The organism is Endobacterium panacihumi, assembly GCF_050847465.1.
In the GTDB taxonomy this organism is placed as follows: domain Bacteria; phylum Pseudomonadota; class Alphaproteobacteria; order Rhizobiales; family Rhizobiaceae; genus Neorhizobium; species Neorhizobium panacihumi.
The window spans coordinates 806,349-828,289 of the sequence record NZ_JBOZRA010000001.1; the positions used below are offsets into that span (position 1 = coordinate 806,349).

Annotated in this window: 23 protein-coding genes; 11 read left to right on the forward strand and 12 right to left on the reverse strand. The window is 60.9% G+C overall.

Going from position 1 to position 21,941, the window contains the following annotated elements; genetic code table 11:
* Positions 1-50: 50 nt before the first annotated feature.
* Positions 51-209: a hypothetical protein gene (locus ACRQ1B_RS04065; RefSeq protein ID WP_432292382.1), complete on the forward strand. Its 159-nt coding sequence runs from the start codon at positions 51-53 to the stop codon at positions 207-209.
* Between the two features lie 30 nt (positions 210-239).
* Here ACRQ1B_RS04065 and ACRQ1B_RS04070 read toward each other — a convergent pair whose 3' ends face one another.
* Positions 240-1,229 carry a glutathione S-transferase family protein gene (locus tag ACRQ1B_RS04070; RefSeq protein WP_432292383.1) on the reverse strand — a complete coding sequence of 330 codons (990 nt, stop codon included), beginning with the start codon at positions 1,227-1,229 and terminating at the stop codon, positions 240-242.
* A 260-nt stretch (positions 1,230-1,489) separates the two neighbouring features.
* Here ACRQ1B_RS04070 and ACRQ1B_RS04075 point away from each other — a divergent pair, with 260 nt between their 5' ends.
* Together ACRQ1B_RS04075 and ACRQ1B_RS04080 are read left to right on the forward strand one after the other, a co-directional pair.
* Positions 1,490-2,005, forward strand: coding sequence for a GNAT family N-acetyltransferase (locus ACRQ1B_RS04075; RefSeq protein WP_432292384.1), 516 nt, complete (start codon positions 1,490-1,492; stop codon positions 2,003-2,005).
* A gap of 80 nt (positions 2,006-2,085) precedes the next feature.
* Positions 2,086-3,399, forward strand: coding sequence for an MFS transporter (locus ACRQ1B_RS04080; protein ID WP_432292385.1), 1,314 nt, complete (start codon positions 2,086-2,088; stop codon positions 3,397-3,399).
* Between the two features lie 39 nt (positions 3,400-3,438).
* Here ACRQ1B_RS04080 and ACRQ1B_RS04085 read toward each other — a convergent pair whose 3' ends face one another.
* Complete coding sequence (locus ACRQ1B_RS04085; protein ID WP_432292386.1) at positions 3,439-4,413, reverse strand: MBL fold metallo-hydrolase; 975 nt, start codon at positions 4,411-4,413, stop codon at positions 3,439-3,441.
* An 89-nt stretch (positions 4,414-4,502) separates the two neighbouring features.
* Here ACRQ1B_RS04085 and ACRQ1B_RS04090 point away from each other — a divergent pair, with 89 nt between their 5' ends.
* A complete protein-coding gene (locus tag ACRQ1B_RS04090; protein WP_432292387.1) occupies positions 4,503-5,480 on the forward strand; it encodes a LysR substrate-binding domain-containing protein in 978 nt (325 codons plus the stop codon).
* Positions 5,481-5,491: 11 nt separating this feature from the next.
* On the opposite strand, the gene ACRQ1B_RS04095 is transcribed toward ACRQ1B_RS04090, so the two are convergent.
* The 6 genes from ACRQ1B_RS04095 to ACRQ1B_RS04120 all read right to left on the reverse strand — a co-directional run bounded on the left by ACRQ1B_RS04095 (position 5,492) and on the right by ACRQ1B_RS04120 (position 13,694).
* Positions 5,492-6,229, reverse strand: coding sequence for a class I SAM-dependent methyltransferase (locus ACRQ1B_RS04095; RefSeq protein ID WP_432292388.1), 738 nt, complete (start codon positions 6,227-6,229; stop codon positions 5,492-5,494).
* 22 nt (positions 6,230-6,251) lie between these two features.
* A complete protein-coding gene (locus tag ACRQ1B_RS04100) occupies positions 6,252-6,674 on the reverse strand; it encodes a GNAT family N-acetyltransferase (protein ID WP_432292389.1) in 423 nt (140 codons plus the stop codon).
* A gap of 92 nt (positions 6,675-6,766) precedes the next feature.
* A complete protein-coding gene (locus tag ACRQ1B_RS04105) occupies positions 6,767-8,833 on the reverse strand; it encodes a hypothetical protein (protein WP_432292390.1) in 2,067 nt (688 codons plus the stop codon).
* 12 nt (positions 8,834-8,845) lie between these two features.
* Positions 8,846-11,725 carry a DUF4159 domain-containing protein gene (locus ACRQ1B_RS04110; protein ID WP_432292391.1) on the reverse strand — a complete coding sequence of 960 codons (2,880 nt, stop codon included), beginning with the start codon at positions 11,723-11,725 and terminating at the stop codon, positions 8,846-8,848.
* Entirely contained in the window at positions 11,722-12,654 is a 933-nt protein-coding gene (locus tag ACRQ1B_RS04115) for a DUF58 domain-containing protein (protein ID WP_432292392.1), read from the reverse strand. The genes ACRQ1B_RS04110 and ACRQ1B_RS04115 overlap by 4 nt, the downstream gene beginning before the upstream one ends.
* Positions 12,655-12,680: 26 nt before the next feature.
* Complete coding sequence (locus tag ACRQ1B_RS04120; protein ID WP_432292393.1) at positions 12,681-13,694, reverse strand: AAA family ATPase; 1,014 nt, start codon at positions 13,692-13,694, stop codon at positions 12,681-12,683.
* Between the two features lie 183 nt (positions 13,695-13,877).
* On the opposite strand from ACRQ1B_RS04120, the gene ACRQ1B_RS04125 reads away from it, so the two are divergent.
* The 3 genes from ACRQ1B_RS04125 to ACRQ1B_RS04135 are packed head-to-tail and all read left to right on the forward strand — an operon-like array spanning position 13,878 to position 16,407.
* Positions 13,878-14,501 carry a DUF1285 domain-containing protein gene (locus ACRQ1B_RS04125; protein WP_432292394.1) on the forward strand — a complete coding sequence of 208 codons (624 nt, stop codon included), beginning with the start codon at positions 13,878-13,880 and terminating at the stop codon, positions 14,499-14,501.
* On the forward strand, positions 14,498-15,133 hold the full coding sequence (locus ACRQ1B_RS04130; RefSeq protein WP_432292395.1) for a CoA pyrophosphatase: 636 nt from the start codon (positions 14,498-14,500) through the stop codon (positions 15,131-15,133). Before ACRQ1B_RS04125 ends, ACRQ1B_RS04130 begins: the two co-directional genes overlap by 4 nt.
* Positions 15,130-16,407, forward strand: a complete 1,278-nt coding sequence (locus ACRQ1B_RS04135) for a CCA tRNA nucleotidyltransferase (protein WP_432292396.1) — start codon at positions 15,130-15,132, stop codon at positions 16,405-16,407. The genes ACRQ1B_RS04130 and ACRQ1B_RS04135 overlap by 4 nt, the downstream gene beginning before the upstream one ends.
* Here the strand turns inward: ACRQ1B_RS04135 and ACRQ1B_RS04140 are convergent.
* On the reverse strand, positions 16,404-16,595 hold the full coding sequence (locus ACRQ1B_RS04140; RefSeq protein ID WP_432292397.1) for a DUF1059 domain-containing protein: 192 nt from the start codon (positions 16,593-16,595) through the stop codon (positions 16,404-16,406). The genes ACRQ1B_RS04135 and ACRQ1B_RS04140 overlap by 4 nt on opposite strands.
* Before the next feature lie 198 nt (positions 16,596-16,793).
* Here ACRQ1B_RS04140 and ACRQ1B_RS04145 point away from each other — a divergent pair, with 198 nt between their 5' ends.
* Positions 16,794-17,048, forward strand: a complete 255-nt coding sequence (locus tag ACRQ1B_RS04145) for a type II toxin-antitoxin system Phd/YefM family antitoxin (RefSeq protein ID WP_432292398.1) — start codon at positions 16,794-16,796, stop codon at positions 17,046-17,048.
* Positions 17,045-17,317: a Txe/YoeB family addiction module toxin gene (locus tag ACRQ1B_RS04150; RefSeq protein WP_432292399.1), complete on the forward strand. Its 273-nt coding sequence runs from the start codon at positions 17,045-17,047 to the stop codon at positions 17,315-17,317. Before ACRQ1B_RS04145 ends, ACRQ1B_RS04150 begins: the two co-directional genes overlap by 4 nt.
* Before the next feature lie 13 nt (positions 17,318-17,330).
* Here the strand turns inward: ACRQ1B_RS04150 and ACRQ1B_RS04155 are convergent, their stop codons facing one another.
* Both ACRQ1B_RS04155 and hemF read right to left on the reverse strand, forming a co-directional pair.
* Positions 17,331-17,594 (reverse strand): hypothetical protein, encoded by a 264-nt coding sequence (locus tag ACRQ1B_RS04155; RefSeq protein ID WP_432292400.1) that lies wholly within the window; start codon positions 17,592-17,594, stop codon positions 17,331-17,333.
* A gap of 103 nt (positions 17,595-17,697) precedes the next feature.
* Positions 17,698-18,612: an oxygen-dependent coproporphyrinogen oxidase gene (gene hemF, locus ACRQ1B_RS04160; RefSeq protein WP_432293803.1), complete on the reverse strand. Its 915-nt coding sequence runs from the start codon at positions 18,610-18,612 to the stop codon at positions 17,698-17,700.
* Positions 18,613-18,766: 154 nt separating this feature from the next.
* Here hemF and ACRQ1B_RS04165 point away from each other — a divergent pair, with 154 nt between their 5' ends.
* Positions 18,767-19,024: a hypothetical protein gene (locus tag ACRQ1B_RS04165; RefSeq protein ID WP_432292401.1), complete on the forward strand. Its 258-nt coding sequence runs from the start codon at positions 18,767-18,769 to the stop codon at positions 19,022-19,024.
* Positions 19,025-19,027: 3 nt separating this feature from the next.
* Here ACRQ1B_RS04165 and ACRQ1B_RS04170 read toward each other — a convergent pair whose 3' ends face one another.
* A complete protein-coding gene (locus ACRQ1B_RS04170; protein WP_432292402.1) occupies positions 19,028-19,486 on the reverse strand; it encodes a tRNA (cytidine(34)-2'-O)-methyltransferase in 459 nt (152 codons plus the stop codon).
* A gap of 378 nt (positions 19,487-19,864) precedes the next feature.
* Here ACRQ1B_RS04170 and ACRQ1B_RS04175 point away from each other — a divergent pair, with 378 nt between their 5' ends.
* Positions 19,865-21,715, forward strand: coding sequence for an ABC transporter ATP-binding protein (locus ACRQ1B_RS04175; protein ID WP_432292403.1), 1,851 nt, complete (start codon positions 19,865-19,867; stop codon positions 21,713-21,715).
* The last annotated feature ends 226 nt before the right edge of the window (positions 21,716-21,941 follow it).

The window sequence follows — 21,941 nt, forward strand, 5'->3', positions numbered from 1 at the left end:
AACTGCATGTATCGTCGATAATCATGTCCTAATAAACGGGGATCAGGGACATGACGAAAATCGAGATGGCGATCGACCACCTGATGGCGACGCACAAGCTGGCCGTGCAGGAACATGAGGTGATGCTGGCCTATTTTATCGGCCTCGCACTGGAGGAAGCGCGGGAGGAATTGGCGCGCAGACGAAAGACGCGCGTCGCGCTCAACTGACAAAAATATCGCTGCTCGGTTCGAGCGCCGTCACTTCGCCTTGCCAACACTTTTGCGTGTGTGTGGGGGCGTCAGGTCGATATAAGGCCCGGCCGGCACGATACCGGTGGGGTTGATCGTCTTGTGGCTGCGGTAATAGTGGCCCTTGATATGCTCCAGGTTGACCGTGTCGGCGATACCCGGCTGCTGATAGAGATCGCGCAGATAGCCCGAGAGATTGGGATAATCGGCGATGCGTCGGATATTGCATTTGAAATGGCCGACATAGACCGGATCGAAACGGAGAAGGGTGGTGAAGAGCCGCCAGTCGGCTTCCGTGGTTTTGTTCCCGAACAGATAGCGGCTTGAGACAAGCCGTTCTTCCAGCATGTCCAGTGTTTCGAACAATTTGACCACTGCCTCTTCATAGGCTTCCTGTGTGGTGGCGAAACCGGCGCGATAGACGCCGTTATTGACGTTTGCGTAGATGACGGCATTCAGCGCATCGATGTCTTCGTGCCGGTCCTTTGGATAAAAATCCTCCGTCGAACCCGTCAGTCCATCAAAGGCGGTGTTGAACATGCGGATGATTTCCGCGCTTTCGTTGGAGACGATGGTCTGCTGATGCCTGTCCCACAGGACCGGCACCGTCACGCGGCCGGAATAGACCGGATCGGCCTTTAGATAGATCTGGTAGAGATAATCAAGGCCGTAAAGATCATCGCCGGTGGCGCCGGCCGGCCTTTTGAATTCCCAGCCGTTTTCCAGCATGAGGTAATCGACGACCGATACCGAGATCAGGTCCTCCAGCTTTTTCAGCTTGCGGAAAATCAGCGTGCGGTGTGCCCATGGACAGGCCAGCGAGACGTAGAGGTGATAGCGGCCGGCCTCGGCCTTGAAGCCGCCCTTGCCGGAAGGACCGGCAGAGCCATCTGCTGTCAGCCAGTTGCGGAACTGGGATTGTGAGCGTTCGAAACGGCCCTTGCTGGCCTTGGTGTCGTACCACACGTCCTGCCACTTGCCGTCGACGAGCATGCCCATGATAAAATCCTTCGTTGTCCTTGGCTTGTAGATACGCCAACCGCTGCGGATATCGAGGCTCGAAATTGCGAACGCTGTGTTTTTAGATTGGACGGACGAAAAAAATCCTGCTAACCGGCTTTTCACAATTTTCTGGAAACCACAATTCATGACCCAAGCCAGAGCCCTGCGACGACGCTGATCTTCCGACAAGACGCTGTAACCGGCGTCAACGAGATCACTTGTCCTGTCCGCTCTTTTTTCTACGGCTTCGGTTCATCATGGCTCCGCAACTCCTTGCAAAACACGACCTCGTTTACCTGACGGAAGATGCGTCTCACGACGACGTCATCGAACTGATCAATGCCGAGGCTTTTGGCCCCGGTCGTTTCGTCAAGGCCGCCGCGCGTATTCGCGAACAGGGGCCGCATGACCGGTCGCTTTCCTTCGTCTGCACCGATTACGGTGAAACGATCGGTTCCGTGCGGATGACGCCGGTTCTGGCCGGTGGTGTGAAAGCGCATATGCTGGGTCCGCTTGCCGTGCGGCCCTCCCACAAGAATCAGGGCATCGGCCGGGAACTGGTGCGCATCGCCATCGAGGCGGCGCGGCGCAAGGGCTCGGAAGGCGTGATCCTGGTCGGTGATCCGCCCTATTACATGCCGCTCGGTTTTGAAAAAGTGCCCTATGGCGCGCTGGAGTTTCCCGGCCCGGTCGATCCCGGCCGCGTGCTGATCGTGCCGATGGCATCGGATCTCACCGAACGGCTGAAAGGCAAAATCGGCTGGCGCCCGTAAAACAAACCCTCTAAATCTTGCCGCGCATCACGTCAGGCGAAACGTCGCCGGCGGATAATGCACGCCGGAGGGGCTTTGGAATGACGGGAATTTCCATCGAAGCGGCATTGGATCGAGCAGGAACGGGCGCCTATCAAAGGCGGCTGCTCGGTATTTTCGGCCTGGTATGGACAGCGGATGCCATGCAGGTTCTGGCGGTCGGTTTTACCGCCGCCTCAATCGCCAAAAGTTTTGGTCTGACGGTGCCGCAGGCGCTGCAGGCGGGTACATTATTCTTCCTCGGCATGCTGATCGGCGCTGCCGTCTGCGGCAAGCTGGCGGATCGTTACGGCCGCCGCCGGGTGCTGATCTTCACGGTCTGCTGCGACGCCATTTTCGGCACGCTGGCGGTGTTTTCTCCCGATTTCGCAAGCCTGATCGTGTTGCGTTTCCTGACCGGGTTTGCGGTGGGCGGCACATTGCCGGTCGATTACGCGATGATGGCGGAATTTCTGCCGGCTAAGAACCGTGGGCGCTGGCTGGTCATGCTCGAAGGTTTTTGGGCGCTCGGCACGCTGATCGTTGCGTTGACGGCATGGGCCACCAGCCTTGCAGGTCTCGAGGACGGCTGGCGTTATATTCTCGCCATTAATGCCGTTCCGGCCATCATCGGCATCGGCCTGCGTTTCCTCGTTCCGGAATCGCCGCTCTATTTGCTGCGCAGCGGGCGTGGGGAGGAGGCGAAAACCGTTCTCAATCAGATCCTATCCGGCAATGGCAAGCCGCCGCTCGGGCCGGAACTCACCATTGTCAGCCCGCCGCCGGTCAAGAACATCGGCCTGTTTTCGCCAAGACTGCGCCAGCGCAGCATCATGATGCTGGCGATCTGGTTTCTCGTGTCGATTTCTTATTATGGTGTCTTCACCTGGATGCCGCCGAAACTGGCGGCGGACGGATTTGGCTTTGTGCGCGGTTACGGGTTTCTCGTGCTGGTCGCGCTGGCGCAATTGCCGGGTTATGCACTGGCCGCTTACGGTGTCGAGGCATGGGGACGGCGGCCGACGCTTGTAGCCTTCTGCCTGCTTTCGGCGCTCGGATGCCTTCTGTTCGCGATCGGTAGTGGCGATCTCATGATCGGAGCCGCGCTGTTGCTGATGAGCTTTGCGCTGCTCGGTACCTGGGGCGCGCTTTACGCCTATACGCCGGAACTTTATCCGACCGCCTCGCGTGCCACCGGCATGGGCGCGGCGGGCGCGATGGCGCGTCTGGCGGGCCTTCTGGCGCCGTCACTGATGGCACTGGTGATTGCCGATGGTCTGGTTCTGGCGATCGGCATCTTTGCCGGCCTGCTGGTCGTGGCCGCTGCGGCGGCGTTGATGATCGACGCCGAGACCAAGGATGTTTCTCTGGCGTGATTGAATGCGGGCACCGTCGCAAACGGTGCCCGTTTTTTCTCAGTACGTGGCCTTGTAGACCAGTGGCACCCATTCATAATTGGTCTCGTCGCGGCGGACATGGCCTATGCCCGGAAAGGCATGGTGTGCGCCTGCCACCAGATACTTTTGGTCCGCAGCGTCGGCAAAAGCGATGGCACGTGCCTTGGCTGCCTCTTTCTGGTCGACGTCGAAATCCACGGTGATTTCCGGATGGTCGTATTGCAGGACATCACCATGGGCGATGTCGCCCCAGAAGATGATCTTTTCGCCCTCACTCTCGACGATGATGCCGCTATGGCCGGGCGTATGGCCGGCATGCAGCACCGAACCGAAGCCGGGGATCGGCGCGGCATTGTCGCCAAATGTTTTCAGCTTGCCGGCCTCGGCATAGGGACCGACGCATTTTTCGGCCTGCTCGATCTGACGCCCAAGTGTCTTGTCGGCTTTGGCCGCCGCATCGGCCTTCAGCCAGAATTTTTCCTCCCGCTCGTTCACATGCAGGATCGCGTTTTCGAAAACGCGTTTTCCATTGATGACGAGACCGCCCGAATGATCCGCATGGATATGGGTGAGGATGACGTGGTCGATCTGTGCGGTCTTGTATCCGGATGCCTCGATGTTCGAAACGAGCTTGCCGAGCGCCGGCGCCATCAGGTCGCCGGTGCCGGCATCGATGAGAACGAGGCGGTCGCCGGTATTGACGAGAAAGGCATTGACCGATGTTTCGCTTTCGCCCGCCTGAAAATGGTTTTCGAGATAGGTCTCCGCATCCTGTTCCGGAATGTTGCGATAGATTTTTGACATCGGCAGTTTGACCGTGCCGTCTGAGAGCGCGGTGATTTCGTAATTGCCGAGTTTCAGCCGATAGAAGCTCGCCGCCTGCTTGCCGATAACGGGTGCCTTAGCAAAAACGGCAGAGGGAAGCGCGGCGAGAGCGCCAGCGGCAAGGGCAACGCCGGTGGTGGTTTTCAGAAGGTCACGACGGGTCTGCATGGAAAGCTCCAGGTAAAAGTTGGATGGTCTTGAACTGACCTGCAGAGCACGTATGTATCGGCGTATCAGCAATCAAATCGATCCGGCTCATGGCAACTATCGATCATTTCAATCTGCGTTCCTTCGACCTCAACCTTCTCGTGGCCTTCGATGCCCTGATGTCCGAAGGCAGCGTGACGAAGGCGGCCAAACGGCTAAGAATCCAGCAGCCGGCGATGAGCCATTCGCTCTCGACCCTGCGCGTATTGTTGCAGGACGAGCTGTTCATCCGTGTGGGGCAGGTGATGCAGCCGACGGCGCGGGCGCGCAGCCTCGCTGTGCCGGTGCGTCAGGCCTTGCGGCAGGCGCAACTGGCGCTGACGGGCGGCTTGGCCTTCGATCCCGCCACCAAGGAGCGGACGTTTCGCATCGCCATGTCGCCGGAAATCGAGCTGCTGCTCATCCCCGACCTGACGGCGCGGCTGAGAAGGCTGGCGCCGGGCATCAAGGTTCTGGCGCGGGTTTTCCCTTATGAGGCCATGGAACCATCGCTGGAAGATGGCACGATCGATCTGGCCGTCGGCTGCACCTATACGAAATCCAGCCGCCGCTCGTTCGAGCCGCTTTATGAGACGCATTTTGCCTGCTGTTTCAATCCGGCGCTCTTAGACCTGCCCAATCCGGTTGGTCTGGATGCCTATCTTGCCGCCGAGCATGCGACGATTTCCCAGAACGAAACCCTGCAGGGCTGCATCAAGGATGCGCTGGAAATGGCGGGCGTGGAACTCGACGTGGTGATGGCGGGGCCGGGCTACATGTCCGTTCTGTCGGCGGCGCAGGTGAGCCCGGTGATCGCCACCGTTCCGGGGCGGATTGCCGAGCGTTATGGGCCGCTGCTCGGGCTTGAGGTCAGCCCGTTGCCGGTGCCGCTGAGCTTTCCGCCAGTCAACATGGTCTGGGCCAATCATGCGGATGGCGACGCTGCCAATGCCTGGCTGCGTCAGCAGATCCGTGACAGTCTGGCCTGTACCGGTGTGGCGGGAGAAAAGCTTGAGCGACCGTCGGAAATTGTGGTGGCTTTTGCCTGACAGATGCGTGATCAGCTTTCTTGCGCAGGCTTCTGCCATTCCATCAGATGCGCATAAGGCACGCGGCGATAGGCGTCGCACATGTCTTCCGCGCCGCCAATCGGCGATGGCTCGTCGAAATGTTTCAGCTGCAGGCCCTTACCGAGAAGCAGGCTGAAATAACGGCTCATCGGCCGGTGGTAGTTCAAAATGCGCATGCCCCGCCATGTCTGCAGATCGGCATGTTCGTTGAGGTAATTGTCGACCGTGTAATGCAGGCGGCTGCCGTCCTCGGCCTTGACCCATCCGGTGCCGCCATTGGCGGTGGTAAAGCCGTTGAGGTTGACGATAAGGATCGTGCCGCCGGGCGTCGCCACACGTGCGATTTCGGAAATTGCGGCCTCGATGCCTTCGATATCGATAAGGGTCAGATAGCTGACAACCAAATCGAAGCGTTCGTCGGGGAAGGGGAGGTTTTCCGCCGCCGCTTCGATATATCTGCCGTTAGGGTCACGCAAGCGGGCGGCGTCCAGAAGAGGCGCTGTCGGGTCGATGCCTGTCACCGAGGGAATGTCGAAGCGCTGTTTCAGCTTGCGGCAGAACCGGCCTTCACCACAGCCGACGTCGAGAGCTGCCTTGAAACGGCGTCCGGCCAGCTGCCGTTCGATCGCCGGGTCCATCACATATCGGCGCAGGAAATCGCCATCGTCGCCAAGGTTTTCGATCCATGCGGCGGCCGAAAGGGTCCAGCCATCCTTTGCGATATCCATGATGTCTCCCCCTTGCCGCGCGTCAAGAAAAACGCTTGGCCAGCCATACGATAGCGGAATCACCGGCGAAACCGTCGAGTTTGCCGACGGCCACATACCCCAGCCGCTCATAGGTTCTGACCGCGTCTGCATTCATGCTGTCGATGAAGGCGCCGGTACAGCCGCGTGCCTTGGCTTCCTGCTCGGCCGCAGCAAGCAATCTGCCGGCAAGTCCCTGACCACGCAAACGCTCCGGGATGAATATCAGCTTGGTGTAAAGCCAGCCGCGAGCGGTGTGCCCGATCAGGCCACCCTCGATATTGCCCTGAGGATCACGCAGGAAAATGCCAAGCTTCTTTAGGCCTGCATCACCGAAGCGTTCGCGATTGTAAGCGACGAGAGGGGCTTCAACGGCTTTTTCATCTTCCGGCTCCCAAGTGTCCGAAATGGTCAGTTCGTGGTCCATGCTGCTCCTCCCCATCGCGCCGCCGTCGGCGATACCAGAGCGTGACGGCAGACGTAAAGTACCCGCCTCGAAAGGCGGGGCATTGATGAGGATCAGCGGCCTTCGCGCCACCACATGGCGGAGACGGCAAGCAGCAGGGCGGCGAGACCCGCGAAACCGGCAAACAGCGGTAGCGTGTTGATGCCGCGCAGCACCGTTTCATCGGTCATGCGGATGGTCATGCGGTTGGCATCGGCCACCCGCACGGCGCCGCGTACCGGCAGGATGTCCGGCAGGCGGATGCCATCCTCGCTGGCGACGCGGGTGACGAGGCCGCGCGTCTGCTGCGCGTAAGGAGCGAGCGTTTCCTCCGTCGAGATCATCGCCTTGAATTCCGGCGCATCCACCGCGCCGACATGCACCAGCGTTGAAAACTCGCCGTTAGAAACCTCGAACAGGCCGGTTTCATCCATGCGTTTTTCGAGCTTATAGAGGCCGGGGCCGGATTGGGTGAAGGGGAGGCTTTCGGTCTTGCCGGACGGATATTTGACCGTGGCAGGACCCGGATCGTCACCGATCGTCTGGCGGGTGGCTTCCAGCGTGCGGCCGGAGGCGCGGGCGGTGAGTGCCTCTTCTTCCAGTTCCGGTTCCTTCATCAGCCAGTGGGCGATGCGGCGATAGAGGTCCACATGCGGGCCACCGCCCTCGAAACCGCGCGCCCAGAGCCATCCCTGATCGGAGAGCAGCATGGCCACACGGCCTTCGCCCTGACGGTTGAGGACGAGGAGAGGGCGGTCGCCATCGCCCTCCATCACCGTCTGGCCGCGCGGCTGGGCGACATCGACGGTGCGGAACCATCGGCCCCAGGCCGGCGGGTTTTGCGTCGCGCCTTCGAGGCCACGGGTGACCGGGTGTTTCTGGCCGGCAGCCGAGAGGTGCGGGTAGAAGCCTGCATTGTGCATCTCGCCGGTCGGCGAAGCGGGCAGGACCTGTTCCAGCGGCGTTGAGGCGATCGAATCCTCGCCGGCATGTTCTGGACCAGCGGCGATCAGCAGCGCGCCGCCCTTTTCGACATATTGGGCGATATAATCGTAATAGAGGATCGGCAGCACGCCGCGATGTTTGTAGCGGTCAAAAATGATCAGGTCGAAATCGTTGATCTTTTCAACGAACAGCTCGCGGGTGGGGAAGGCGATCAGCGACAGTTCGTTGATCGGCGTGCCATCCTGCTTTTCCGGCGGGCGCAGAATGGTGAAGTGGACGAGATCGACGGAGGCGTCGGATTTCAGAAGGTTACGCCATGCGCGTTCGCCGGCATGCGGTTCGCCGGACACGAGCAGCACGCGCAGGTTCTGGCGGATACCGTCGATCACGTGGACGGCGCGGTTGTTGGCGGTGGTCACTTCGCCGGGCAGGGCGGCCACGGAAAATTCCATGACATTGTTGCCGCCGCGCGGCACGGTGAAGCTGAACGGCGTTTCCGCACCGGGGGCGGCCTGCAGGATGGCCACCTGTTCGCCGTTGATGCGAACCGTCACCTCGGCCGAGCCGCCCTGTTGGCGACCGTCATCGAAGACGCGCAGCGTCATGTCCTGACGTTCGCCGACAATGCCGAAACGCGGGGCCTTCACTACCTCGATGCGGCGGTCGAATTCATCCGGCTGGCCGGTGATCAGGCCGTGGATCGGCGCGTCAAAGCCGAGATCCTGATTGACGCCGGGCATATCGTGGATCTGGCCGTCGGACAGGAAAATGGCGCCGCCGACGCGGCCGGGCGGTACGTCGGAGAGGGCTGCGGAGAGCGCGCCAAAAAGCTGGGTGGAGGGCGAATCCGAATCCGGGTTGTCGTTGACCTCGACGATGCGAGGCTCGATGCGCGGGAAACGCGACAGACGTTCCTTCAGGCCCTCGAGAGCCTGATTGGTCTGTTCCGTACGATTGGCGGTTTCCTGGCTCTGGGAGCGGTCGACGATGACCGGAACGATGGTCGAGAGCTGTTCACGGTCTTCCTGGGTCAGCAGCGGATTGGCGATGGCGAGCAGCAACGCCACGAGCGCAAGAGCGCGTAGAAGAGCGCCGCGCAGGCCGCGCCACAGGCTCAGCACCACGAGGATTGCGGCGAACACGCCGAGCCCGGCAAGGATCGGCCATGCGAAGAAGGGGGCGAATTCGATGGTCATCGGTAGCTCCCTTTATTGTCCAAGACGTTCGAGCAGGGCGGGCACATGCACCTGGTCGGCCTTGTAGTTGCCGGTGAGCATGTACATCATGATGTTGACGCCGGAGCGAAAGGCGTGTTCGCGCTGCATGTCATCCGGTGGCACGGTGGGCAGCACGGAATTGCCCTGCGCATCCACCGCCCACGCACCGGCAAAGTCGTTGCCGGTGATGAGGATCGGCGTCACTCCGTCACCGGAGGAGGAAAGGGCCGTTCCCTGATTGCGACTATCCTGACGTGCCTCCACCCAGAGCGGGCTGCCATTGTAGCGTCCGGGAAAATTGTTGAGCAGATAAAAGGAGCGAGCGAGAACGTGGTCGTTCGGTGTCGGCTCCAGCGGCGGGATGTCGATATTGGCAAGGATCTGCTGCAGGCGTTCGCCATTCGGGCTGGTGCCACCGCTGTTATCCAGAGAGCTGAACTGGTCGCGGGTGTCGAACAGCACCGTGCCGCCACTGCGCATATAGGCGTCGATGCGGGAAATGGCGGCGGCCGAAGGCATGGGAGCCGTGGCGGAAACCGGCCAGTAGATGATCGGGTAGAAGGACAGTTCGTCCTTGGTGATATCGACGCCAACAGGCGCGCCGGGCTCAAGCGTGGTGCGATAGGTCATGAACTGGCTCAAACCATCCAGACCCTGTTCGGAAATGCGGTCGACATCACTTTCGCCGGTGATGACATAGGCGAGATGGGTGGTGTCGAGGCGTTCGAGAATGGCTTCGTCGCCGGGCTTGACATGTTCGATCGGGGCGTTTGGATCGGGCACCGGCTGACCGGGAGTTGCTTGAGCCGCTGGTGGTGTCGGCTGAGTCTGCGCAAACACATCGCCCGGCTGAGCGAAGGCAATCGCGACGGCGCAGATGGCGAGCATGGCGGCGGCGCGGCCGGCGCGGGGCAGCCTCGAAAAGCCGCCGTTCATGAACAGCACGATCAGTGTATCGAGAAGCAGCATGAAAAAGGCTGCGGCAAACAGGGCGGGACGCAGCGACCATGCTTCACCACCGGCAAGACCTTGCCGCACGATCGGGAAGGATGCTGCCGAGGCATCGAAGGGCGCGAGCGTTGTGTTGGCGGGAAGCAGGTTCACGGCGGTAAAACCTTCCTCCGAACCATAAAGGCCGGGCGGATTGTCGAGGCTGGCAATCGGCGTGGCGCCTACCTTGATGGCCAGAGGACGGGCGCTGCCGACTTCGGTCGAGAGAATGCCATCGGCGGTGAGCAGGCGGTAAGGCGGCAGGGCGGCGGCCGTCGCACCTGCTTCCGGAGGGGCGGCGCCACCGGCGCGTGACAGTTGCACGAGACGGCGCAGCATTTCGACAAAATTGCCGGAGATCGGCAGGTTCGACCATGTGGCATCGGCGCTGACATGGAATAGCACGATACGACCGGCCTCGACCTCGCGGGTAGTGACGAGCGGCGTGCCATCGGCCAGGCTTGCCCAGGTGCGCTCGTTGAGATCCGGCGTCGGTTCGGCGAGAACCTGTCGCCGCACGGTGATGTCGGCAGGTGGTGCCATCCCGGCAAACGGACCAAAGTTCGGGAAGGCGGCGAGCGGCTGCGGGTCGGCCCAGGACATGGCGCCGCCGAGTGCGCGTTCACCCTGACGCAGGCGCACCGGCACCAAAGGATCGTCGGCAGGGGCTGCGGCTAGGCGCGGGCCGGCAAAACGGATCAGTGTGCCGCCACGGTTCAGCCATTGCTGCAATGGCGCGTAACTTTCCTCCGGCAGGCGGCCGACATCGGCCATGACGATGGCGGACGGATTGCTGGTCAGGATTTCACGCAGCGAGGCGGCGAGATCGCCACCGCGCGGCTGGATCAGGTCGGCATAGGGTTCGAGCGCGCGGCTGATGTAATAGAGCGGCAGAAGCAGTGGCTGGAAATCGTTGCCGCTGTCGCCGGAGAGAAGCGCGATGCGGCGGCGCTTGAAACCATCGTCGAGCAGATGCGTCGCACCGGCCGTGGCGATGCCTTCGACCGAGAGGCGGGCAAAATCGTTGCGCAGTTCGAACGGGGCGTTAATGGTGGCCGTGGCGGTGTTGGCGCCGGTTGCGAAATCGAGCGTGCCTGTGGCGAGCGAACGACCCTGCTGGTCGAGCGCGTTGACCGTGAAATTCTGGGCGCCTTCGGTTTTCAGACGCGTTGCAGCGACCGTCATGGCGGCGGCATTGTTGGTGGCGCCTGTGAGGGCCAGCGATTTCTGGCCGTCGCCTTCGATCAGTTGCATGTCGCGCGGTGAAAGGGCGGCCAGCGCGGTCAGCATCTCGCCATCGGCAGGAGTGGCAATACCGTCCGACAGATAGGCGAGCGTGCCTGGCTGGGTGCCGTTCAGTGCTTCCGTGACGGCTCGGGCGGCGCGCAGGCGATCCGGCACCAGCGGTTTCGGGCGGGCGGCGGCAAGATGTTCGCGGGCGACGGTGGCACTGGTGGGCACGGCGTCGTGCGTCGCTTCAGCGGTGAAGACCAGCGAGACCGGGATTTCCGCATCGGCGGCGTCACTGATCATTAGGTCGGCCGTCTGCACACGCCGTTCCCAGTCTTCGGCGCTCGCCCAGCTGTTGTCGACGATCAGCACCAGCGGGCCGCCCGATGCGAGCGGATTGCTGCGCGGGTTGATGACCGGATCGGCTATCGCCAAAATAACGGCGGCGGCGAGCAGGATGCGCAGCAGCGTCAGCCACCACGGGCTTTGCGCCGGAGTTTCTTCGCGCTTCAAGACGGTTGCGAGAATGCGCAGCGGCGGAAACACTTCCGAACGCGGACGCGGTGGTGTGAGCCGCAACAGCCACCAGATGGCGGGCAGGGCGATCAGCGCGAACAGGATGGCGGGGCTGGCGAAGGCGAAACCACTCATGCGCCCACTCCGGAGGATGTATTCGGCGCAATGCGTGGGGGATTGCCGGAGAGGTGACCATGCACGGCGCCGAGCGCTTCCGATGCGAGGTGATCGGTGCGGTGGACGATAAAGCTCCAGCCCATGCGGCGCAGCGACTGGCCGAGATTTTCGCGGCGCGCGAGATAGGCGTTGCGATAGATGTCGCGCACGGATTCGGCGCGGCCCGAGGTGAGCTTTTCGCCGGTTTCGGGATCGGTGAATTCGGTGCGGCCGCTATAGGGAAAGATCTCTTCGGCCGGATCGGCCACTTCGATGACATGGCCGCGCAGGCCGCGACGGGCGAGCGGTGCGACGCGCTGCATGATGCGGTCGGCATCGTCGAGAAAATCGCCGATCAGCACGATATCGCTGGCGCCGCGGATCATTTCGGTCTGCGGCAGGCCGCTGGTCGGCGGGGCATGCACGAGGGCGGTTGCCAGCCGTTCGGCAGCATTGCGGGCCGAGACCGGCTCCATCACGCCCGGACATCCGATGCGTTCGCCCGAACGGGCCAGAACTTCGGCGAGCGCCAGCATCAGCACCAGCGCCCGGCTTTCCTTGGAAACGGAAGCATAGGTGGATTTGTACATCATCGACGGCGACATGTCGGCCCACAGCCAGACGGTGTGGGCGGCTTCCCATTCCTTGTCGCGGATATAGGTATGGTCATCGCGGGCGGAGCGGCGCCAGTCGATGCGGGCCAGGCTTTCGCCATCCGCATAAGGCCGGAACTGCCAAAAATTTTCGCCGATGCCGCGCTTGCGGCGGCCATGCCAGCCGGCGATCACCGTGTTGGCGATGCGGCGGGCTTCTACCATGCAATCGGGCACGAGAATGGCCCGCTGGCGGGCACGGCTGAGGACTTCTGCGCTCGGCGTCTGGTCGACGATCTCACCGATGGATGCCACGCGTATTCCTTTCGGTCGAGACGGCGTCAGCCGCGAACCTGTTTTGCCAGGCCGGAAATCACGTCACGTACGGTCATGCCTTCGGCGCGGGCCGAGAAGGTCAATGCCATGCGGTGCTGCAGAACCGGTTCGGCGAGAGCGGCGACATCGTCCAGCGACGGGGCGAGGCGGCCTTCATAGAGCGCGCGGGCGCGGGCGCACAACATCAGCGCCTGACCGGCGCGCGGGCCGGGACCCCAGGCGACATGATGGTCGGTCATGGTATTGCCATGGCCGGGGCGGGCGGAACGGACGAGCGAGAGGATGGCATCGACGACCTTGTCGCTGACCGGCATCTGACGGATGAGCGACTGGATTTCCAGAAGGCGGGCGGCATCGATGACGCCTTTGGCCGTCGCTTCGGAAATACCGGTCGTGCCGAGCAGGATCTGTCGTTCGGCGTCGAGTTCCGGGTAGAGCACGTCCACCTGAAGCAGAAAACGGTCGAGCTGTGCTTCCGGCAGCGGATAGGTGCCTTCCTGTTCCAGCGGGTTCTGGGTGGCGAGAACGTGGAACGGGCCGGGCAGGTCATAACGCTGGCCGGCGACGGTGACGTGATATTCCTGCATGGACTGCAGCAGCGCCGACTGGGTGCGCGGCGAGGCGCGGTTGATTTCGTCGGCCATCAGCAGCTGGGCGAAAACCGGTCCCTTGACGAAGCGGAAGGAGCGGCGGCCGTTTTCGTCCTGATCCATCACCTCGGTGCCGAGAATGTCGGAGGGCATCAGGTCAGGCGTGAACTGGATGCGGTTGCCATTGAGGCCGAGCACGGTGCCGAGCGTGGTGACCAGCTTGGTTTTTGCGAGACCCGGCACGCCGACCAGCAGCGCATGACCGCCGGAGAGAACGGCGAGAAGGGTGTTTTCGACCACCTGCTCCTGACCAAAGATCACTTTGGCCACCTCCTCGCGGATGGCGGCGATATCGGCGAGCGCCTTTTCGGCGGCGGCGATGATGGCCTTTTCATCGAGTGGAGTTTCTGTGGACGTCATCACACCCATTGGGTTCTCCATCTGTCGGTTTTTTCGCGGCTTCTGCGCAATGGCGGTTGGCTATTCATATCGGGAATGCTGCATGTGCGCACTATCGCAATGAACTTATTCCCAGTTTGACGGCTGACAAGGACGCAACGAATGACTATCTCGTGACTCAATTGTCCTTAAAGGTCGAACCGGGACACAATCATGGCGACGGAACGGATAAATCAGGCGGCGGATGCCGCAGGTCTTGCGGCGATGATTTCGCGTGCTTCCGAACAGACCGGCGAGGGCACGCGTGGTCTGCCGCCGGTGGAGCGCTGGAATCCGCCGTTCTGCGGCGATCTCGACATGGAAATCCGCGCTGACGGCACATGGTTTTATATGGGCACGCCGATCGGCCGGGCGCCGCTGGTGCGGTTGTTTTCCACGGTTCTGCGCAAGGACGAGGACGGAAAGACCTATCTCGTCACGCCTGTGGAAAAGGTCGGTATCCGTGTGGTCGATGCGCCTTTCGTGGCGGTGGAGATGCAGGTGGGGGAGCGCGATGGTGCATCCGTGCTGACGTTCAGGACAAATGTCGGTGATGTGGTCGAGGCGAGTGCCGACAATTCTCTGCGATTCGAGATCGCCGGCGAAAATCGCGAGCTGAAACCCTATCTGCTCGTACGTGGAGGTCTGGAGGCACTGGTGTCGCGGGCGGTGATGTATGATCTGGTTGAACTGGGTGAGACCGAGGAGATCGACGGCGTTGCGATGTTCGTCATCCGCTCCGGCGGTGCGGTGTTTGCCGTGATGCCGCAGGCCGAACTGGATGCGCTTTCGAAATGACGCAATACCCGCTTTTTTCGGCAAAAGATTTTCGCGCGCGTGCGCAGGATCAGAAGGGCATGCCGCTTGAAGAGGCTTGGAAGGCGCATGGCGATCATGCGCTCAATCCGCTTTTTGTGGCGCGGGCGCAGGAACTGAAACTGCGCGATGCCGCCGTGCTGATCCCCGTTATCGATGATGGCGAAAAAGCCAGTATCATCCTCACCCAGCGCACCACGACCTTGCGAAAACATTCCGGCCAGATCGCCTTTCCCGGCGGCTCGATCGACCCGGAAGACAATTCGCCGGAAGAGGCGGCCTTGCGCGAGGCGGAAGAAGAGATCGGCCTGTCGCGCGCTTTCGTGGAGCCGGTGGGGCGTCTGCCGACCTATTTTACGCCGACCGGTTTTCGCATCACGCCGGTTCTGTCCGTGGTGAAGCGCGGTTTCGAGCTAAAACTCAATCCGGCCGAAGTGGCTGATGTTTTCGAAGTGCCGCTGCCGTTTCTGATGGATGAGGCCAATCACCAGCGCGGCAGCCGTGTTCTCGATGGTGTTGAACGACATTTTTTCCTGATGCCCTATGGCGAGCGCAATATCTGGGGCATTACGGCCGGGATTTTGCGCACGCTCTATGAAAGGCTTTATGCATGACCGGTCCGACACATAAAAACATCGCCAACGAGGACTGGTTCAACAATCCGGCGCTGGCTCGTGTGCTCGATCTCCTGAACGGCGATGGCGGAGAGACCCGTATCGTTGGCGGCGCGGTGCGCAATGCGCTGATGGGGCTGCCGATCCAGGATGTGGATCTGGCAACGACCTTGTTGCCGGCAGAGACGCAGGCGCGTGCGGAGGCGGCCGGTATCAAGTCGGTGCCGACCGGGATTGCGCATGGCACGGTGACGCTGGTGGTGGATGGCCAACCTTTCGAGGTGACGACGCTGCGGCGTGACGTTTCCACCGATGGCCGTCATGCCGAGGTCGCTTTCGGCACCGACTGGCAGGCCGATGCGGAACGGCGCGATTTCACCATCAACGCGCTTTATGCGGACCGCGACGGTCATGTCATCGACATGGTCGAGGGCCTGAAGGATATCGAGACGCGCACGATCCGTTTTATCGGTGATGCCGCGACCCGCATTGCGGAAGATCATCTGCGCAGCCTGCGCTTCTTCCGCTTTTTCGCCTATTACGGTTCCGGGCGCCCGGATGCGGATGGTCTTCGTGCCGTCGCCCGCGCCAAGGACAAGTTGTCGACGCTTTCGGCAGAGCGCATCTGGGCCGAGACGAAAAAACTCTTGTCCGCCACTGATCCGTCTCGCGCGCTTTTGTGGATGCGCCAGACCGGGGTGCTGACGGAAATTCTGCCCGAGACGGAGAAATGGGGCATTGATTCCATTCACGGCGTGGTGGCTGCTGAACAGGCTCTGGGCTGGAAGCCGGACCCGTTGCTGCGTCTGGCCGCCATCGTGCCGGTCGATGCGCCGCGCCTTGCCGAGATGGCCAAGCGGTTGCGCATGGCCAATGTCGAAGCTGCGCGTCTTGAAGGTTGGTCCTCCGCGCCCCTCCTGCCTGACGAGGTGACCGATGTCGGTTTCGACCGTATTCTCTATCGTGCCGGCCGCGATGGGCTGATCATTCAGTTGAAGCTGGCGCTGGCTTCGGCGCGGGCGAATGCAGAGGGTGATCCGATTGCCATGCGCAAGGCGGCGCGGCTGTCGGCTCTGCTGAAGCGAGCCGAGAACTTTGAGAAACCGGTCTTTCCGTTGAGCGGCGGTGATGTAATCGCGGCGGGAATGGAGCCGGGGCCAAAGGTCGGGGCGCTGCTGGCGGAGCTGGAAACGCTCTGGGTCGAGCGCAATTTCTCCCTCGACCGGGCAGCGCTGGCCGCCCGGCTGGCAGACATGGTGGGCAAGGCGGATTAGGCGGCCTTGCTGCCCGGTTCGTCGCGGACACGGGCCTTGATATTGTCGACCATGTTTTCGCGAATGAATGTTTCGCCATGGGCCGAGCGCATGTGCTCGACGGCACGGCGCACCACTTCGGCATCCTCGTCAGCCCGCGTATGCCACTCGCAACCGGGAACCAGCGTTCCGCATTCGAACAGTCTCATGATGTTTCCTCCTTGGATGGGGCAGGGGCGATATTCTTGTGTTCCACCTGCCTTCCAGAGATAACTAGAGCCAAGGCTATTGGTTTCCACGGTCTTGACTGTTCGATCTCTGGTTGTTTTGAGTTGTGCACGAGCAACTTGACGGGATTTCGGAAAATCCGTACATGTATCTGTACAGATTTTTGCTGAAGGTGCGTTATGGCCAGCGTTCGTTTTACCGAATTCCGACAGAATTTTGCGACGCATTTCGATGCGGTGCTGGAATCGCGTGCGCCACTTCTGGTGACGCGGCAGGGCAAGGAGTCGGTCATCGTGCTTGCCGAAGGCGAATACGAGAGCTTGCAGGAAACGCTGCATCTGCTTTCCACGCCAGCCAATGCCAATCGCCTGCGCCAAGGTCTCGAGCAACTCGAAGCCGGTCAGGTTGTCGAAAAAGACCCGACCGCCGAATGAAGCTGGTCTGGACGCTCAACGCCTGGGACGATTACGAGTTCTGGCAGTCCAGAGACCCCAAGATGGTTCTGAAAATTAACGAACTGATCAGGAGCGCCAAGCGCACTCCGTTTGCTGGCCCGGGAAAACCCGAGCCGCTCAAGGGCGATCTTGCCGGTTTCTGGTCCCGACGGATTTCAGGCGAGCACAGGTTCGTTTACCGCGTGGCCGGCAGCGGCGGCGACCAGCGTCTGGAGATTCTGCAATGCCGTTTCCATTATCGGAAATAGCTTTTTGGCGTGCTTATTCCGCAAGTGCCCAGGCATGGAAGACCGAACTGTGTTCGGCAGCGCCTGCTTCCTTCGGCGGCAATGCATCATTGGCCGCCGGCAGGTGTGACGGTTTTCCGGCCAATTGGCGGCGCACCTGCGCGACGTAATAGGAATGCGGAAAATCCGGATCGCCCTTTGCTCGCAGATCGCGCGCCATGCGGTCGATCAGTTCCTCGGTGGCAATGTTGCGTTCCGTCTTTTTATGCTGCTGCGGTATGCTCTGCGATGCGACCATGGCGACATCCTCCCTGTGCTACCGGCCTTGACAGCCGTCAGGAAACTAGCATCGGGATATGTGGTTTGGATATCGCTTTTGTTAATTGATCGCTAAATTATGATCAGGGCCACCGCACCATCGGCGGCAGCGAGGACAGGATGGCTTCGACATTGCCGCCGGTCTTCAGGCCGAACAGCGTGCCGCGATCATAAAGCAGGTTGAACTCGACGTAGCGACCACGGCGGACCAGCTGTTCGTCGCGATCTGCCTGCGTGAATTCCGTGTTGAAATTGTTGCGCACGATCTCAGGGTAGACTTTTGCAAAGCTGCGGCCGACATCCTGCACGAAAGCAAAGTTGGTGTCCCAGCCGCCCTTGTCGGCCTGCGGTGTCAGCCAGTCGAAGAAGATGCCGCCGATGCCGCGTGCCTCGTTGCGATGGGGCAGGAAGAAATAGTCGTCGCACCACTTCTTGTAACGATCGTAATCAGCAACGCCGGCATGGGCGTTGCAGATGTCTTCGAAGGCGCGGTGAAACTGTCGGCTGTCGGCATCGTCCTGCGCGCGGCGACGGTCGAGTACAGGCGTCAGGTCGGCACCGCCTCCGAACCACTGGCTCGAGGTGACCACCATGCGGGTGTTCATGTGCACGGCCGGGACATTGGGATTGACCGGGTGGGCGATCAGCGAAATGCCGGAGGCCCAGAAACGCGGGTCTTCGTCGGCGCCCGGCATCTGCTTGCGAAAGTCTTCCGAAAACTCACCGTAGACCGTGGAGGTATGGACGCCGACCTTTTCAAACACGCGGCCTTCCATCATCGACATGCGGCCGCCGCCACCGGCGCCGCCATCACGTTGCCAGTCTTTTCCGACAAAACGGCCGGGCGCGCGATCCGACAGAGGGCCGGAGACTTCGTCTTCCAGCGCCTCGAAGGTGGAACAGATGGTGTCGCGCAGGCTTTCGAACCACGCTCTCGCGGTGGCTTTCTTGTCCTCTATGCCCTCGGGCAGGCCTTTTGCGAGTTGCGGCCGTTCCATGTCATTCCTTTCGGTGCAGTCCTGTTCGGTTCCCTTGCGTGCTGCTGCCCGGAAGGCGCTGCGCGGAAACATCGTTGCGCTGCCTATACCCCTTTCAGAATCGACTCGCAAAGCCTGCAAACGCGCATTATCTTGCAAATGAGAGGTAGCGCGCATGACGAGAACGAAAGTCCCGCCGCTCGACGGCTTGAAGCGCAGGATGGATCGCCATCGCCTGGGTAAGGCGACTGCGACAAATGGCCATTTCGTGCGCGAGACCTTTTGCCTCTCCCGGCCGGAAGCCCGCGAGAAGGCGAAGGAATGGTTCGATGCCTTTCCGAAAGCCGCTTACTGGACCGAGGTGGAAAGCTGGCGTCAGCTCGAGGGCGACCAGATCGAGTTCACCATGCGGCGCCTGCCGACCGCTGATTGATCCTCAAAATCCTGTCTGTCGTAGGGCTTCGCCAACAATCATCGCCGCCGACATGGCGACATTGATCGAGCGTTGCCCTTCGCGCATGGGGATCAGAACCCGAGCCTCCGCCGTGTCATGCACATTGTCCGGCACGCCAGCGCTTTCCCGGCCGAACAGAAGAATGTCGCCCGGTTGGTAGGTGAAATTGACATAGGGCAGGGCGGCCTTGGTGGAGGCCAGCACGAGACGGCGGTTTTCCGTCCTGCGCCATTCGTCGAACACCTGCCAGTTGACGTGACGCACCAGCGAGACCGAGCCGAGATAATCCATGCCGGCACGTTTGAGATTGCGGTCGGAAATGTCAAACCCGGCCGGTTCGATGATATCGACGCCGAAACCGAGGCATGCGGCAAGCCGCAGGATCGTGCCGGTATTGCCGGGGATGTCCGGCTGGTAAAGGGCGATGCGCAGATCTGTCATGGACGACCCTTAGGCGAAAATGACCTTCCGGCTCAAGTCATGTGTTATCCGCGCAGGTTTTTCCCTGCGGTCGCAGGTAAATGGGCGTTTTTTGACCAGTTGCTTCAGCTTTGCTCTTTCCAATTTCTTAAGGTGGGGTTACAAGTTGCGCCAACCGAAACGCCAGCCAAGGAGGCCCACATGGATATGACCGTGCGCACACGCCTTTTGGCCCGGATCCTTTCTGCCTAAGCGTTTCGCGGTTCATCCGAGCTTTATTCCCCTTCTGATCGTTGCGTGGCCGTCATAAGGCCGCGATATCTCGTTTTCCGGCTGTCCGGCTTCATATGCACCGATGATGTATGGAGTGGCACAGCCGTCTGACCGACGGAGTTTTTCATGTTTTCCTGGTTCGAAAGGCGCATCAATCCGTATCCGGATGCCGCCCCGACCCTGCCGCCGAAAGGGCTTTTTGCCTTCTGCTGGCATTATACCAGGCCGGTCTGGCCCTGGCTTATCCTGATGTCGATCCTGACGACACTGATCGCGCTCGGCGAAGTGGCACTTTACCGCTTCCTCGGCGATATAGTTGACTGGCTGTCGACGGCCAATCGCGAGACCTTTCTGGCGCAGGAAGGCATGAAACTTGTCATGATGGCGCTTGTCGTGCTGGTCGGCCTGCCTCTGGTCGCCACGCTCAATTCGCTGATCATGCACCAGATCATGATGGGCAATTTTCCGATGGTGGCGCGCTGGCAGATGCACCGTTATCTGCTGCGACATTCCATGACCTTCTTCGCCAACGAGTTTGCCGGGCGTGTCTCGACCAAGCTGATGCAGACGTCACTTGCCATCCGCGAGGTGGTGATGAAAATTCTGGACGTCTTCGTTTACGTCGCCGTCTATTTTGTCTCGATGATCGTCGTCGTGGCCGCTGCGGATGTGCGGCTGGCGATACCGCTGGTCGTGTGGATCATCTTCTACGGCCTGACCGTCGCCTATTACGTGCCGCGCTTGCGAAAAATTTCGGCGCAGCAGGCCGATGCGCGCTCGATGATGACCGGTCGCGTGGTGGACAGCTACACCAACATCGCCACCGTCAAACTGTTCTCGCATACCGGTCGTGAGGAGAATTACGCGCGTGATGCCATGCAGATGTTCCTTGGAACGGTGCATGACCAGATGCGCAAGGTGACGATGTTCCAGGTGCTGGTCTATTTCTACAACTGCGCGGCGCTGTTTGCCGTGGCAGCCCTGTCGATCTGGTTCTGGCTGGACAGCGCGATTTCGATCGGTGCGATTGCGATCGCCATCGGCCTTGCCATGCGCATCAACGGCATGTCGCAGTGGATCATGTGGGAGGTCTCGGCTTTGTTCGAGAATATCGGCACGGTCTATGACGGCATGGAGATGATGACCAAGCCGCACGACGTCACCGACAAACCGGCAGCGCCGACGCTGAAGGTGCCGGAAGGGGCGATTGCGTATGAAAACATTCGCTTCCACTACGGCAAGAACAAGGGCGTCGTCGAAAACCTGACGCTCAATGTCGCGGCTGGCGAAAAGGTCGGTCTGGTTGGTCGCTCCGGTGCCGGCAAGACGACCTTGATGAACCTGCTCCTGCGCTTCTACGATCTGGAAGGCGGGCGCATCACCATTGATGGTCAGGATATCTCGACGATCTCGCAGGAAAGCCTGCGCGCCAGGATCGGCGTGGTCACGCAGGATACCTCGCTGCTGCACCGGTCCATTCGCGACAACATCGCTTATGGTCATCCCGGCGCGACCGATGAGCAGATCATCGAGGCGGCGAAACGTGCCTCCGCCTGGGATTTCATCGAGACCTTGGCCGATATGCAGGGCCGGGTCGGTCTTGATGCTCATGTCGGTGAGCGCGGGGTGAAACTGTCCGGTGGTCAGCGCCAGCGTATCGCGATTGCCCGCGTCTTCCTCAAGGACGCGCCGATCCTGGTGCTGGACGAAGCGACATCGGCGCTGGATTCCGAGGTCGAGGCAGCCATTCAGGAGAACCTGTTCTCGCTGATGGAAGGCAAGACGGTGATTGCGATCGCCCACCGCCTTTCGACGCTCACCGAGATGGACCGTCTGGTCGTGTTGGACAAAGGCAAGATCATCGAAACCGGCACGCATCAGCAACTGTCTACCAGCGGCGGCATTTATGCCGATCTCTGGCATCGCCAGTCCGGCGGTTTTCTGGGCGATCACGCAGAGGATGCCGCTGCGGAATAAAGCTTGCAGTCCCGCTCAAATCATCGGCCCGCGGCATCATGTGTCGCGGGCTTTTTGCGATGGTTTCGCAACATGTGTGCCGACAGCCCAAGCGCATCGCCATGATGATAAATACGCAGTTGCTTATATGTTTTTCCGCAACCAAAGATAAGTGAAAAAGTAAGTCTTTCTTTATGGAATGATGAAAGAAATGAGCGTGTATTTCGTTTGTGTCTCACGCTACGGT

Bases quoted from the DNA above. Each gene is read 5' to 3' on its own strand.
- ACRQ1B_RS04065 (WP_432292382.1), top strand. From the start codon at position 51: ATGACGAAAATCGAGATGGCGATCGACCACCTGATGGCGACGCACAAG.
- ACRQ1B_RS04070 (WP_432292383.1), bottom strand. From the start codon at position 1,229: ATGGGCATGCTCGTCGACGGCAAGTGGCAGGACGTGTGGTACGACACC.
- ACRQ1B_RS04075 (WP_432292384.1), top strand. From the start codon at position 1,490: ATGGCTCCGCAACTCCTTGCAAAACACGACCTCGTTTACCTGACGGAA.
- ACRQ1B_RS04080 (WP_432292385.1), top strand. From the start codon at position 2,086: ATGACGGGAATTTCCATCGAAGCGGCATTGGATCGAGCAGGAACGGGC.
- ACRQ1B_RS04085 (WP_432292386.1), bottom strand. From the start codon at position 4,413: ATGCAGACCCGTCGTGACCTTCTGAAAACCACCACCGGCGTTGCCCTT.
- ACRQ1B_RS04090 (WP_432292387.1), top strand. From the start codon at position 4,503: ATGGCAACTATCGATCATTTCAATCTGCGTTCCTTCGACCTCAACCTT.
- ACRQ1B_RS04095 (WP_432292388.1), bottom strand. From the start codon at position 6,229: ATGGATATCGCAAAGGATGGCTGGACCCTTTCGGCCGCCGCATGGATC.
- ACRQ1B_RS04100 (WP_432292389.1), bottom strand. From the start codon at position 6,674: ATGGACCACGAACTGACCATTTCGGACACTTGGGAGCCGGAAGATGAA.
- ACRQ1B_RS04105 (WP_432292390.1), bottom strand. From the start codon at position 8,833: ATGACCATCGAATTCGCCCCCTTCTTCGCATGGCCGATCCTTGCCGGG.
- ACRQ1B_RS04110 (WP_432292391.1), bottom strand. From the start codon at position 11,725: ATGAGTGGTTTCGCCTTCGCCAGCCCCGCCATCCTGTTCGCGCTGATC.
- ACRQ1B_RS04120 (WP_432292393.1), bottom strand. From the start codon at position 13,694: ATGGGTGTGATGACGTCCACAGAAACTCCACTCGATGAAAAGGCCATC.
- ACRQ1B_RS04125 (WP_432292394.1), top strand. From the start codon at position 13,878: ATGGCGACGGAACGGATAAATCAGGCGGCGGATGCCGCAGGTCTTGCG.
- ACRQ1B_RS04130 (WP_432292395.1), top strand. From the start codon at position 14,498: ATGACGCAATACCCGCTTTTTTCGGCAAAAGATTTTCGCGCGCGTGCG.
- ACRQ1B_RS04135 (WP_432292396.1), top strand. From the start codon at position 15,130: ATGACCGGTCCGACACATAAAAACATCGCCAACGAGGACTGGTTCAAC.
- ACRQ1B_RS04140 (WP_432292397.1), bottom strand. From the start codon at position 16,595: ATGAGACTGTTCGAATGCGGAACGCTGGTTCCCGGTTGCGAGTGGCAT.
- ACRQ1B_RS04145 (WP_432292398.1), top strand. From the start codon at position 16,794: ATGGCCAGCGTTCGTTTTACCGAATTCCGACAGAATTTTGCGACGCAT.
- ACRQ1B_RS04150 (WP_432292399.1), top strand. From the start codon at position 17,045: ATGAAGCTGGTCTGGACGCTCAACGCCTGGGACGATTACGAGTTCTGG.
- ACRQ1B_RS04155 (WP_432292400.1), bottom strand. From the start codon at position 17,594: ATGGTCGCATCGCAGAGCATACCGCAGCAGCATAAAAAGACGGAACGC.
- hemF (WP_432293803.1), bottom strand. From the start codon at position 18,612: ATGGAACGGCCGCAACTCGCAAAAGGCCTGCCCGAGGGCATAGAGGAC.
- ACRQ1B_RS04165 (WP_432292401.1), top strand. From the start codon at position 18,767: ATGACGAGAACGAAAGTCCCGCCGCTCGACGGCTTGAAGCGCAGGATG.
- ACRQ1B_RS04170 (WP_432292402.1), bottom strand. From the start codon at position 19,486: ATGACAGATCTGCGCATCGCCCTTTACCAGCCGGACATCCCCGGCAAT.
- ACRQ1B_RS04175 (WP_432292403.1), top strand. From the start codon at position 19,865: ATGTTTTCCTGGTTCGAAAGGCGCATCAATCCGTATCCGGATGCCGCC.